Origin of the sequence: Sutcliffiella horikoshii (assembly GCF_002157855.1) — a bacterium.
GTDB lineage: Bacteria > Bacillota > Bacilli > Bacillales > Bacillaceae_I > Sutcliffiella_A > Sutcliffiella_A horikoshii_C.
In genome coordinates, this window is the sequence record NZ_CP020880.1 from 1,867,560 (window position 1) to 1,880,559 (window position 13,000).

A 13,000-nucleotide genomic window follows, 5' to 3' on the forward strand; every position below is an offset into this window, starting at 1 on the left:
AACACCCAAAAAGTATATCATTTTTTTGGACGAGTCCGAATAGACTTTCTTAGATAGATTTTGTGCAAAGGTTGTGAGGTGGAACAGATGAAATGGCATGAAATGAGAGCAGAAGAAGTCGAAGAACAGATCAATTCCGATTTTGAAGCGGGCTTAAGTGAATCAGAAGCAAAAAATCGTCTGTTGCAATATGGGACGAATGAACTTCAGGAGGCGGAGAGACCGAACGCCTTTTTAGTGTTTTTAGAGCAATTTAAAGATTTTATGGTGGTGGTGTTGCTTGCTGCAACACTGATATCCGGTTTGCTTGGGGAATACATCGATGCAGTTGCCATTATTGCCATTGTGATCATTAATGCATTTTTAGGATTTTTCCAGGAACGAAAAGCAGAAAAGTCCTTACAGGCATTAAAAGAACTCTCGGCACCACAAGTAACGGTTCTTCGAGAAAAAGAATGGCGAAAAGTGGCCTCAAGAGAAATAGTGGTAGGGGATATTATCAAATTTGGGAGTGGAGACCGTATAGGGGCGGATCTTCGAATTGTACAGGCCAGTTCCCTTGAAATTGAGGAGTCTGCTTTAACAGGGGAATCCGTTCCAGCTGTAAAAAGTGATAAACCTGTACATGGCTCGGATATATCCATTGGAGATCAGGAAAATATGGCCTTTATGGGGACGCTTGTGACCCGTGGTACAGGAGTGGGTGTCGTAGTTGCAACTGGTATGAATACTGCAATGGGACAAATTGCCGACCTATTGCAGACTGCTGAGACAACCATTACTCCGTTGCAGCGGAAATTAGAGCAGCTCGGGAAGATTCTGATAACCGTTGCGTTGATATTGACAATGCTAGTGGTTGTGGTTGGAGTTCTGCAAGGCCACAGTCTATATGAAATGTTCTTAGCTGGAGTCTCTTTGGCGGTTGCGGCCATTCCAGAAGGATTGCCGGCTATTGTGACCGTTGCACTTTCGCTTGGGGTTCAGCGGATGATCAAAAAGAAATCCATTGTCAGAAAGCTTCCTGCAGTAGAGACGCTAGGGTGTGCTTCTGTTATTTGTTCCGACAAAACAGGAACGCTGACGCAAAACAAAATGACCGTTACGCATGTTTGGTCTGGTGGAACCACTTGGAATGTGAGCGGTAATGGTTATGAACCGAAAGGGGAATTTATTTCAGAAGGCACTGAAAGCAACATTAAAAATAAATCCTTGCATCAATTGCTGACATTCGGTCTTCTATGTAATCACGCCAATATAATCCAGAAAAAAAATCAATACATCCTTGATGGAGACCCGACAGAAGGGGCACTTGCTGTTGCAGCCATGAAGGCTGGGTTTACTCGGGATGGCTTACTAAGTGAGTTTCAGATTGTAAAAGAGTACCCGTTTGATTCGGAGAGAAAGATGATGAGTGTTGTCGTGAAAGATAAGCAAGGGAAATTGTTTGTCATCACGAAGGGTGCTCCGGATGTCATCACAAATGTGAGTGACTCTTTATTATGGGAAGGAAAGCGCGAATTGTTTTCTTCCAAATATGAAAAGGTTGTAGCAGATATGGTCCATACCCTGGCTTCACAGGCTTTGAGAAATATCGCGGTGGCTTTTAAACCGATTACCAACTTTCACGATGGCATGCAGGAAAGGGAGATCGAAAAAGACCTTGTCTTTATTGGAATTCAAGGGATGATTGATCCACCTCGCCCAGAAGTAAAACAGGCAGTCCGTGAATGTAAAGAAGCAGGAATCAGGACAGTGATGATCACAGGGGATCATATTGTCACGGCAAAAGCGATTGCAGCCGAAATTGGCATCCTTCCAATGGGAGGAAAGGTGCTGGAAGGAAAAACACTTCAAAAGATGAGTCAAGAAGAGTTGGAAGACATGGTGGATAACGTATATGTGTTTGCCAGGGTATCTCCTCAACACAAACTTTCCATCGTAAAAGCACTGCAGAAAAAAGGTCATATTGTCGCCATGACAGGAGATGGAGTGAATGATGCCCCTGCAATAAAAGCTTCTGACATTGGTATTGCGATGGGGATTACCGGAACGGATGTTGCGAAGGAAGCAAGTTCACTTGTATTATTGGATGACAATTTCGCCACTATTAAGTCAGCCATTAAAGAAGGGCGTAACATTTATGAGAACATAAGGAAGTTCATCCGATATTTATTGGCTTCGAATGTAGGGGAAATTCTTGTGATGCTGTTTGCGATGTTATTGGCTTTGCCGCTCCCACTTGTTCCGATTCAAATCTTGTGGGTGAACCTTGTAACGGATGGCTTGCCGGCAATGGCGCTTGGACTAGATCAAGCCGAAGGGGATGTCATGAAGCGTAAGCCAAGGCATCCAAAGGAAGGTGTGTTTGCCAGAGGACTTTGGTGGAAAATTGTCTCGCGCGGTTTTCTGATTGGAATTGCCACGCTCCTTGCATTCATCATTGTATACAAACAACATCCAGATAACCTCATCTATGCGCAAACAGTGGCATTTGCAACTCTTGTCATGGCGCAGCTTATACATGTGTTTGATTGCCGAAGCGATAGATCTATTTTCCATCGTAACCCGTTTCAGAACATGTATCTTGTCGGCGCAGTAGTCTCCAGTATCATTTTAATGCTGATCGTAATTTACTATCCACCTTTACAAGGAATTTTCCACACAGTGGCACTTGCTCCGAAAGAGTGGTTATTGATTATTGGGATGGCATCGTTACCGACCTTTTTGTTGGTGGGAACCCTTTTCACGGGAAAAGCAAAAAAGAATATGGTATAATTTATTAAAGGTAGTAGAGGTGTACTCTATTGCCTTTTCTTCTTTTCCCGCCAACAATGAAGATACCTCTTAAATTTCTGTAAAAATAGCTTTCAAATTAGGGGAAACAATGCTAATATAGTGGTTGCTTAGCATCAAGAATGGCCAGTTTTCCGGCTCTTTTCTATACTTAAGAACGGAAGTGAGTATAATATGGTGAAAAGTATGACAGGCTTTGGCCGGGCAGAAGCAAAACAAGGTTCCTATCAGATTCTTGTCGAGATGAAATCTGTCAACCATCGCTTTTGTGAGATTAATATCCGGATGCCTAAGCAGTTCCTAGCAATGGAAGAGAAAATGAAAAAAGTCGTTCACTCTTATTTGCAAAGAGGAAGAATAGAAATGTTCATTACGATTGAGGGCCAAGACATACATGATAAGCATTTGAATGTGGATTGGGAGCTTCTTTCGGCATACATAGATTCTATACATAAGGTAAAAGATAGATACCAAATTTCCGGTTCCATTGAGATTAATGATATACTTAAATTAGAAAATGTGTTTACCATCATGGAAACACAAACAGGGATGGAAGCAATAGAAGAAATATTGCTAGACCAAGTCCATTTAGCGTCCAAGCAATTGGTTGCCATGCGAAAGGCTGAAGGCGATCAGTTGCAAAAGGATATTATCACCCATCTAACTTTTATCGAAAACATGTCGGAGCAGCTTGCAAAACTCGGTCCGACCGTTGTGGAAGCGTATCGGTTGCGTTTGGAGAAAAAACTGAAGGAATATTTAGGTTCCCAGATCGATGAACAACGTATACTGGCAGAAGCCGCTATTTTTGCTGATAAGGCTGACATTAACGAAGAGTTAAAAAGAATTAACAGCCACCTTGGTCAATTCACTCAAACCTTGCAATCTGCAGATCCTGTAGGCAGGAAGCTTGATTTTCTTGTTCAGGAATTGAACAGGGAAGTGAATACCATCGGATCCAAGGCGAACGACGCAAATATCGCAAATCTGGTAGTCGAGATGAAAGCTTGCCTGGAAAAAATTAAAGAACAGGTGCAAAACATTGAATAATCATTGATTACTAACCTGTGAACACGGTTAGAATAGAGTTTGTAACTAGAGGTGGGAACCATGAGCATAAAGTTGATTAATATTGGCTTTGGTAATATCGTATCAGCAAATCGTATCATATCTATTGTTAGTCCTGAATCTGCTCCGATCAAAAGAATCATCCAAGATGCAAGGGATCAGGGTATGTTAATAGATGCAACCTATGGAAGACGCACAAGAGCAGTACTAATAATGGATAGCGATCATGTTATCTTATCGGCGGTGCAACCTGAAACAGTGGCACAACGCTTGGTAAATAAAGATGATATGTCTGATGAAGGGTAGGTATTTGTAAATATAATGAGAGATAGAGGATTATTGATTGTCCTTTCCGGGCCTTCCGGTGTTGGGAAAGGGACAGTAAGAAAAGCGTTATTTTCAAAAGAAGATGTCAGTTTGCATTATTCCATTTCCATGACGACACGTAACCCGCGTGAGGGGGAAGTGGACGGAACGGATTACTTCTTTAAGTCTAGAGAGGTATTTGAGCAGTTAATAGAAGAAGATAAATTTATCGAATGGGCAGAGTATGTTGGTAATTACTACGGCACTCCTGTTGATTATGTAGAACAGTGTTTAGCAGAAGGAAAGGATGTCTTCCTTGAAATTGAAGTACAAGGTGCCATCCAAGTTAAGAGCAAATTCCCTGAAGGTGTTTTCATCTTTTTGATGCCGCCAAGCCTTTCTGAACTAAAGAATAGAATCACAACAAGAGGTACAGAGACAGAAGACTTAATCAACAACCGCATGACAGTTGCCAAAGAAGAAATCGAAATGATGGACGCTTATGACTATGTGGTAGAAAATGATCAAGTGGACCTTGCTTGTGACAGAATTAAAGCAATTGTTCAAGCGGAACATTGCAAACGTACAAGATTGCGTGAAAAATATAAGCAAATGCTGGAGGCTGAATAATATGCTATACCCATCTATTGATTCCCTAATGCAAAAATTAGATTCAAAATATACGCTTGTAACCGTGTCTGCACGACGCGCTCGTGAACTGCAACAAGTAAACGACCAAATGATTGAAAAAACGGTTTCCTACAAATTTGTCGGAAAAGCCCTTGAAGAGATTGATGCAGGCTTACTATCTGCAAAGACAATCAAAACTGCTGAAAGAAGCGAAGGCATCCTAAATCACAAGTAAAGATAACAACCTAGAAATAGGTTGTTATTTTTTTAAAAAGAAAGAAGTTTATAAAACGGTTGATTTCCGTTCCAGGCGCTTCGCTTGCCTGCGGGCGGTCCGTGAGCCTCCTCAGGCTTCGCCTTCCGGGGTCTCACCTGTCCCTTCCTCCCGCGGGCGTCTGGGCGCCTTCCACTCCAATCAACAAGATGACTTCATTTACCTAAGGGTTTATGAAAGGCACCTAACCGAGTTAACTGAAAATGAAGTAACCTTTCGTTCAAGTAACTTCTAGCTGTGGATTGGAGCAAAAGGCGAAGCCATTTGTGGAAAGGAACAGCGGCGATTAACCAAACCGCCAAAATTTTAGAATAAAAAGGACCGGGCGGATTTTGCACGGTTTTTCTTAATGAGGCAAGTGCCTTTAGTCGAAAGATAATATCAGGGTTAAGTGGATTTTCAAGTACATGACGGGGGTTATGAAATGAAAAATAAAAAAATCCTATTGTGTGTGACAGGTGGAATAGCTGTCTATAAAGCGGTCGCTTTAACAAGTAAGCTCATTCAGCAAGGTGCCGAAGTGAAGGTGATTATGAGCCAGTCTGCCTGCAAATTTGTTACACCATTGTCTTTTCAAGCTTTATCAAGAAACGAAGTATTTACTGATACATTCGAAGAAAAGAATCCTGCCGTTATTTCCCATATTGACCTTGCAGACTGGGCCGATGTGGTACTGGTTGCACCCGCAACTGCAAATGTAATCGGAAAGCTTGCGAACGGTATTGCAGATGATATGATCACGACAACTTTATTGGCGAGTACCGCCCCTGTTTGGATCGCACCAGCTATGAATGTACATATGTATGACCATCCTGCGGTAAAAAATAATATGGAGAGGCTAGTTTCTTTCGGATATCGTTTCATTGAGCCTGGAGAAGGTTTTTTGGCATGTGGCTATGTTGGAAAAGGAAGATTGGAAGAACCTGAAACGATTGTGGAAGGACTCAAACGTTATTTCCAGAAACAAGATGAGATGACGCTTAAAGGGAAAAAGGTACTTGTAACCGCAGGACCGACTGTTGAAAAAGCAGACCCTGTACGTTTTTTCACCAACCGTTCAACAGGAAAGATGGGGTATGCCATTGCAGAAGCAGCAGCAAGTTTAGGTGCGGATGTTATCTTGGTATCAGGCCCGACCAACCTTCCTGATCCGCCGAAAGTACAAACAATCCGAGTGGAATCTGCTGAAGAAATGTTTCATGCCGTGATGGAACACTATGAAAAGACAGATGTTGTCATTAAATCAGCTGCCGTTGCCGACTATCGCCCTAAATTTGTGTCAGACATCAAGATGAAAAAACAGGACGGAGACAGTGTGCTTGAATTAGAGCGAACGAAAGACATTTTGAAAACTCTAGGAGAAAGAAAAAAGCATCAGGTGCTCGTGGGGTTTGCGGCAGAAACGAATAATGTTGAGGAATACGCCAAAGGTAAGCTTGAAAAGAAAAATCTAGATTATGTGGTTGCAAACAATGTAACCGTTTCTGGAGCGGGATTCGGCACGGACACGAATCTGGTAACCATCTATAATAAAGACGGTACAAGCATTTCGCTGCCGATGATGTCTAAACAGGATGTCGCTTATGCACTTCTTGAGGAAGTTGCAACAGCCCTAGAGGAAAAACAATGACCTACTATGCCAGTGTGATCGTTGATGTCCCTGCCAAACAAACGGACAGAGCCTTTGATTATGAGATACCGGCAAAATGGCATGGATTCATTCAACCCGGTATGAGGGTGAATGTACCTTTTGGCCCAAGGCAGATTCAAGGTTTTGTAGTGGAAGTGAAAGACAATACTACCATACCAAAGACCCGTCCTATTACATCATTAATCGATATCCAGCCAATTCTTACACCAGAGCTTATGCGATTGGCAGACTGGCTTAGAGATTATACGCTATGTTTTACTATTTCTGCCTACCAGGCAATGTTACCGGCAGCTTTAAAGGCGAAATATGAAAAATGGTTAATTGCCACTGACCTAGGGGGAGTCCCTGCAGAACTTCAGCCTTTCTTTCACGCATCAAACCGCGTCAAGTTTGAAGAGATGGCAGGAACAAGCCACTTTAAAACAATCAAACAGCTGATCGAAGAGGACGTTTTAGAGGTTTATTATGAAGTAAAAGATAAACTTTCTAAGAAAACGAGAAGAGTAATGGAGTTACAGGTGTCAAAAGAAGCCCTACTGAAAGCAAAAGAGAAAATTTCTGCTCGCGCAGCCGCTCAGCATAAACTGTTGGACTTTTTTTTAGAAACAAATACAGAAAAGATCGATAAAAAAACATTGTTAGAAGAATTGCAGATTGGAACAAGTGCGATCGGGGCTTTAGTGAAACTTGGTATTTTAAAAGAAAAGGATGAAGAAATTTATAGGGACCCATATGAAAACAGGGAGTTTAAAAAGTCTCAAGCCCTTTCATTAACTCAGCAGCAACAAGAAGCCATCATTCCCATTCTTCATTCAATCGAACAACATACGCATGAAGCATTTGTTATGTTTGGCGTCACAGGGAGCGGTAAAACCGAAGTCTATATGCAGGCTGTAGATGCAGTATTAAAGCAAGGGAAAGAAGCAATTGTCCTTGTTCCTGAAATTGCCTTGACTCCACAAATGGTCAACCGTTTCAAATCAAGATTCGGTTCAGATGTGGCTGTAATGCACAGCGGACTTGGAATGGGTGAGAAATACGATGAATGGAGAAAGATACACAGAAAAGAAGTCAAAGTGGTTGTTGGCGCCAGGTCTGCTATCTTTGCTCCTTTTGAAAACGTAGGTATCATCATCATTGATGAGGAACATGAAACAAGCTATAAACAAGAGGACACTCCACGTTATCATGCCCGCGATATTGCTTTAGAACGGGGCAGATATCACCAATGCCCAGTTGTTCTTGGCAGTGCCACCCCCACACTTGAAACCTTCGCCCGAGCATCCAAAGGGGTGTATAAGCTTCTGACGATGGACAAAAGAATGAGTGAACAAGGAATGCCTTCAGTGGAAATTGTCGACATGAGAGAAGAATTGCGTGAAGGCAACAGATCGATGTTTTCTAGAAGCCTTCTTGAAAAGCTTCAAACTAGACTAGAAAGAGGAGAACAATCTGTTTTATTTTTAAATAAAAGGGGTTATTCTTCTTTTGTAATGTGTCGAGACTGTGGATATGTGGTGGAATGTCCTCATTGCGACATTTCATTAACCTACCATCGAAGCAGCAATCAAATGAAATGTCATTATTGTGGCTATGAAGAACCTGTCCGCTCTACCTGTCCTTCTTGTGACAGTGAACATTTCCGTTTCTTTGGCACAGGTACCCAAAAGGTGGAGGAAGAATTAACAAAGCTACTTCCACACGCTAGGGTCATAAGGATGGATGTGGATACAACAAGCAGGAAGGGATCTCATGAAAAACTTCTCCAGCAATTCGGGGACAGGAAAGCAGATATTCTGCTTGGCACCCAGATGATTGCCAAAGGACTGGATTTTCCGTATGTGACCCTTGTTGGAGTATTGACAGCGGATACGATGCTAAATGTTCCTGATTTCCGTTCATCTGAAAAGACCTTTCAGCTACTCACACAAGTAAGTGGAAGAGCGGGCAGGCATGAATTAGCCGGTGAAGTGGTGGTCCAGACATACAGCCCGGAACATTACAGTGTCGAGCTTGCCGGAACGCATAATTACCTGGACTTCTACCAAAAAGAAATGCAGATTAGAAAGCTGCATCAATATCCGCCATTTTACTTTTTGGCGCTTGTAACGGTGACTCATCAGGAATTAACGAAAGTGGTTACCGTGACAGAAAAAATCACCAATTTCTTAAACATGCAATTATCCGATGAGGCTGTTATACTTGGACCGGTTGCTTCTCCTATAGCCAGAATAAAGGACCGCTACAGGTATCAATGCATCATTAAATATAAACGAGAACCAAACTTACACGAAGCATTAAAAACGGTTATTGAAAAATACCAAACACAAATGGATCAAGAAAAGTTAGCTGTTCATATTGATCTAAATCCTTATATGCTCATGTAACTGATGGAGGAATCAAGATTGACTATATTAGATATTGTGAAATACCCGGACCCTGTGCTGGAGCAAAAATGTGAGACGGTTACCGTATTTGATAAAAGGCTAATTCGACTCTTATCCAATATGTATGATACGATGCTTGAGGCAGATGGGGTCGGACTTGCAGCCCCGCAGATAGGCATCGCAAAAAGAATCGCTATTGTAGATATTGATGATAAACATGGAAAGATAGAACTAATTAACCCTGAAATAGTGGATGAAGAAGGGGAACAGGTCGGACCTGAAGGCTGTTTAAGTTTTCCCGATTTGTACGGGGAAGTGAAACGCGCTGATTATGTGAAGGTACGTGCTCAAAACCGAAAAGGGAAATGGTATGAGCTCGAGGCGCGTGGATTTCTAGCCCGTGCTATTCAACATGAAATTGACCACTTGAACGGTGTATTGTTCACATCTAAAGTGTTAAGATATTTTGAACCAGATGAGTTGGAAGTAGAAGGGTGATAGAGATGAAAAAGAAAATTGTATTTATGGGAACGCCTGATTTTGCAGTACCTGTATTGCAACAAATTATCCAAGATGGATATGAGGTAATTGCGGTGGTAACACAGCCTGACCGTCCTAAAGGCAGAAAAAAGGTGTTAACGCCACCTCCTGTAAAGGTAGAGGCGGAAAAACATAACATCCCAGTGTATCAACCGGAAAAAATTAAAGAGGCTGCAGAGTATGAAAAAATCACTTCATTAGAGCCGGATTTAATTGTAACTGCAGCATTTGGACAAATTTTACCTAAGCCCTTGCTTGATGCACCGAAATTCGGCTGTATCAATGTCCATGCTTCTTTGCTACCAAAACTGCGAGGTGGTGCACCCATTCATTACTCTATCATCCAAGGGCATGAGAAAACTGGTGTAACCATCATGTATATGGTCGAAAAACTGGATGCAGGTGATATGTTAACACAAGTGGAAGTGAAAATAGATGAGCGTGACCATGTCGGTACCTTGCATGATAAATTAAGTGTTGCTGGATCTAAATTGCTCTCAGAAACCCTTCCGCAACTTTTTGATGAAAAGCTGCAAGCAGAAGTACAAAATCATGAAGAAGCAACATTTGCATCCAACATCAAGCGTGAACAGGAAAAAATCGACTGGACGAAGGATGGGGAGCAGATCTATAACCATATTCGCGGGTTGCATCCATGGCCGGTTGCCTATACCACCATGGAAGGGCAAGTGATGAAAGTTTGGTGGGGGGAGAAAACCCAAATTACCTATGAAGCTGTACCTGGAACCATCATTGGAATCGAGGATGATGGATTCATCGTCAAAACAGGCAATTCTACAGGGATTAAAATAACAGATTTGCAGCTGGCTGGTAAGAAGAGAATGACTGGAACGCAATATTTGAACGGCGCAGGAGCTTCATTATCAGAAGGCACAAAGCTAGGAGACTAAGATGAAAAATGTAAGAGAACTTGCTTTAGAGGCATTGTTAAATGTGGAAAAGAAGCAAGCATACAGTAACTTATTGTTAAATAACTATCTGGATTCAGGTAAGTTATCCAAAAAAGATGCCGGGCTTTTTACAGAAATTGTGTATGGTACCATTCAAAGAACGATAACCTTGGACTATTATTTGGCTTCCTATATAGAAAAACAAAAAAAGTTGCAGGATTGGGTAAAAGTCCTGTTAAAGATGACTTTGTATCAGATGTTGTATCTAGACAAAGTTCCGGCACGCGCCGCTATTTATGAAGCGGTAGAAATTGCCAAAAAAAGAGGACACAAAGGTGTTGCATCCGTAGTCAATGGCGTGTTAAGGTCCATTCAGCGTAACGGTGTTCCTGATCTTGAGAAAATGGAAAACGATGTGGAGCGCATTTCCATTTCGACAAGCCATCCCAAGTGGTTAGTGGAAAAATGGATCGAACAATACGGCGTGCATGATACAGAAAGAATGTGTGAGATGAACCTTGTCCCCCCACATCAATCAGCCAGAGCGAATACTGCAAAGGCTGATGTGGAAGAAGTTTTGCAAATGCTCACCACTCAAGGATTTAATGTGGAAAAAGGCGAGCTTGCAGAAGAAAGCATTGTCTCTTTAAAAGGAAATATGGCCTATTCTAATGCCTTTAAAAATGGCTATATGACCATTCAAGACGAAAGTTCCATGCTTGTAGCCCGAGCGCTTGGTGTAGAAAAAGACGATTTTGTTTATGATTGCTGTGCAGCTCCTGGAGGGAAAACAACACATATTGCCGAATTATTGAAAGATAGTGGTAGAGTCATTTCAACCGACCTCCATGAGCACAAGGTGAAACTTATTAAAGATCAAGCAGAACGCCTGCAACTTTCCAATATAGAAGCACAGGCCCTTGACAGCCGAAAGGCACAAGAAATTTTTAAGGAAGGACAGTTTGATAAAATTCTCGTAGACGCACCATGTTCAGGTTTTGGTGTTATCCGCAGGAAGCCAGATTTGAAATACACGAAGTCGATGCAAGATATCAAGCAACTAGCATCTATTCAATTGGCTATACTAAAGGAAGTGGCACCTCTTGTAAAAAAAGGTGGAACTTTGGTATATAGTACATGTACAATTGATAAAGAAGAAAATGCTGATGTAGTAGAAGCATTTCTAGAAGCAAACAAAGAGTTTGAAATAGATTTCAACATTAAAGAATTACTGCCAGAAAAGGTAAACAGCTATGTTAAAGAAGGTATGCTCCAACTATTGCCTCACTATTTTGGTACGGATGGATTTTTTATTGTTAGACTAAAAAGGCAGGTGTAAAAAGATGGAACATAATACAAAAGAACAAATCAAACAAGAAGAAGCAACGCGTAAACCGTCCATCTATTCTCTACAATTGCACGAATTGGAAGAATGGTTATTAAGTATCGGAGAAAAAAAATTCAGAACAACACAGATCTTTGAATGGCTCTATCAAAAGCGTGTGACATCATTTGAAGAAATGTCCAATCTCTCTAAAAGCTTGAGAGACAAGTTAGAAGAGACGTATGCCTTGACTACGTTGAAAACGATTGTTCAACAAACATCTTCTGATGGAACGATGAAATTCCTATTTGAACTTCATGATGGATATTCCATTGAAACGGTCCTAATGAAGCATGAATATGGTAATTCTGTTTGTGTAACGACACAAGTAGGCTGCCGAATCGGATGTACATTCTGTGCTTCTACTCTGGGAGGATTAAAACGTAACCTTGAAGCAGGAGAAATTGTTGCGCAAGTAGTGAAGGTACAACAGGCTCTTGATGAAATGGATGAACGTGTCAGTCACGTGGTAATCATGGGAATTGGTGAACCATTCGATAACTTCGATGAGATGCTCGATTTCTTAAAAATCATCAATCACGACAAAGCGCTTAATATTGGCGCACGTCATATAACAGTTTCCACAAGTGGCATCATCCCGAAGATTTATAAATTTGCAGATGAAAACATGCAGATTAACTTTGCTGTTTCTCTGCATGCTCCAAACACAGAAATACGTTCAAGACTGATGCCTATCAATAGAGCATATAAACTTCCAGATCTAATGGAGTCGATCCGTTATTATATTAATAAAACGGGACGTCGTGTCAGCTTTGAATATGGCTTGTTCGGTGGGGTCAATGACCAGGTAGAACATGCTGAGGAATTGGCACAGCTGCTAAAAGGCATCAAGTGCCACGTGAATTTAATTCCGGTGAATTACGTTCCAGAGCGTGACTATGTGAGAACACCAAAAGAACAAATTAATTTATTTGAAAAAACGTTGAAAAATCTTGGTGTCAATGTAACGGTTCGTCGTGAGCAAGGCCACGACATCGATGCTGCATGCGGACAGCTGCGTGCGAAGGAGCGGAAAGAAGAGACGAGGTGACAATG

11 protein-coding genes are annotated in these 13,000 nt (G+C 41.6%); all 11 read left to right on the forward strand.

The window, feature by feature from the left end; all coding sequences use genetic code 11:
- The first annotated feature begins 87 nt into the window (after nucleotides 1-87).
- The 11 genes from B4U37_RS09675 to rlmN all read left to right on the forward strand — a co-directional run bounded on the left by B4U37_RS09675 (nucleotide 88) and on the right by rlmN (nucleotide 12,995).
- On the forward strand, nucleotides 88-2,775 hold the full coding sequence (locus B4U37_RS09675) for a calcium-translocating P-type ATPase, SERCA-type (protein ID WP_088018069.1): 2,688 nt from the start codon (nucleotides 88-90) through the stop codon (nucleotides 2,773-2,775).
- A 192-nt stretch (nucleotides 2,776-2,967) separates the two neighbouring features.
- Complete coding sequence (locus tag B4U37_RS09680; RefSeq protein WP_088018070.1) at nucleotides 2,968-3,843, forward strand: YicC/YloC family endoribonuclease; 876 nt, start codon at nucleotides 2,968-2,970, stop codon at nucleotides 3,841-3,843.
- Nucleotides 3,844-3,903: 60 nt separating this feature from the next.
- Entirely contained in the window at nucleotides 3,904-4,167 is a 264-nt protein-coding gene (gene remA / locus B4U37_RS09685; protein WP_010193107.1) for an extracellular matrix/biofilm regulator RemA, read from the forward strand.
- A gap of 15 nt (nucleotides 4,168-4,182) precedes the next feature.
- Complete coding sequence (gene gmk / locus B4U37_RS09690; RefSeq protein WP_010193108.1) at nucleotides 4,183-4,797, forward strand: guanylate kinase; 615 nt, start codon at nucleotides 4,183-4,185, stop codon at nucleotides 4,795-4,797.
- 1 nt (nucleotide 4,798) lies between these two features.
- Entirely contained in the window at nucleotides 4,799-5,032 is a 234-nt protein-coding gene (rpoZ, locus tag B4U37_RS09695; RefSeq protein WP_010193109.1) for a DNA-directed RNA polymerase subunit omega, read from the forward strand.
- A 463-nt stretch (nucleotides 5,033-5,495) separates the two neighbouring features.
- Nucleotides 5,496-6,701: a bifunctional phosphopantothenoylcysteine decarboxylase/phosphopantothenate--cysteine ligase CoaBC gene (gene coaBC / locus B4U37_RS09700; RefSeq protein ID WP_088018071.1), complete on the forward strand. Its 1,206-nt coding sequence runs from the start codon at nucleotides 5,496-5,498 to the stop codon at nucleotides 6,699-6,701.
- Nucleotides 6,698-9,109 (forward strand): primosomal protein N', encoded by a 2,412-nt coding sequence (priA, locus tag B4U37_RS09705; RefSeq protein WP_088018072.1) that lies wholly within the window; start codon nucleotides 6,698-6,700, stop codon nucleotides 9,107-9,109. Before coaBC ends, priA begins: the two co-directional genes overlap by 4 nt.
- A gap of 18 nt (nucleotides 9,110-9,127) precedes the next feature.
- Nucleotides 9,128-9,607: a peptide deformylase gene (gene def / locus B4U37_RS09710; RefSeq protein ID WP_088018073.1), complete on the forward strand. Its 480-nt coding sequence runs from the start codon at nucleotides 9,128-9,130 to the stop codon at nucleotides 9,605-9,607.
- Nucleotides 9,608-9,612: 5 nt separating this feature from the next.
- On the forward strand, nucleotides 9,613-10,560 hold the full coding sequence (fmt, locus tag B4U37_RS09715; RefSeq protein WP_088018074.1) for a methionyl-tRNA formyltransferase: 948 nt from the start codon (nucleotides 9,613-9,615) through the stop codon (nucleotides 10,558-10,560).
- A 1-nt stretch (nucleotide 10,561) separates the two neighbouring features.
- Nucleotides 10,562-11,899 (forward strand): 16S rRNA (cytosine(967)-C(5))-methyltransferase RsmB, encoded by a 1,338-nt coding sequence (gene rsmB, locus B4U37_RS09720; RefSeq protein WP_088018075.1) that lies wholly within the window; start codon nucleotides 10,562-10,564, stop codon nucleotides 11,897-11,899.
- 4 nt (nucleotides 11,900-11,903) lie between these two features.
- Complete coding sequence (gene rlmN, locus B4U37_RS09725; protein ID WP_088018076.1) at nucleotides 11,904-12,995, forward strand: dual-specificity RNA methyltransferase RlmN; 1,092 nt, start codon at nucleotides 11,904-11,906, stop codon at nucleotides 12,993-12,995.
- Nucleotides 12,996-13,000 lie beyond the last annotated feature (5 nt).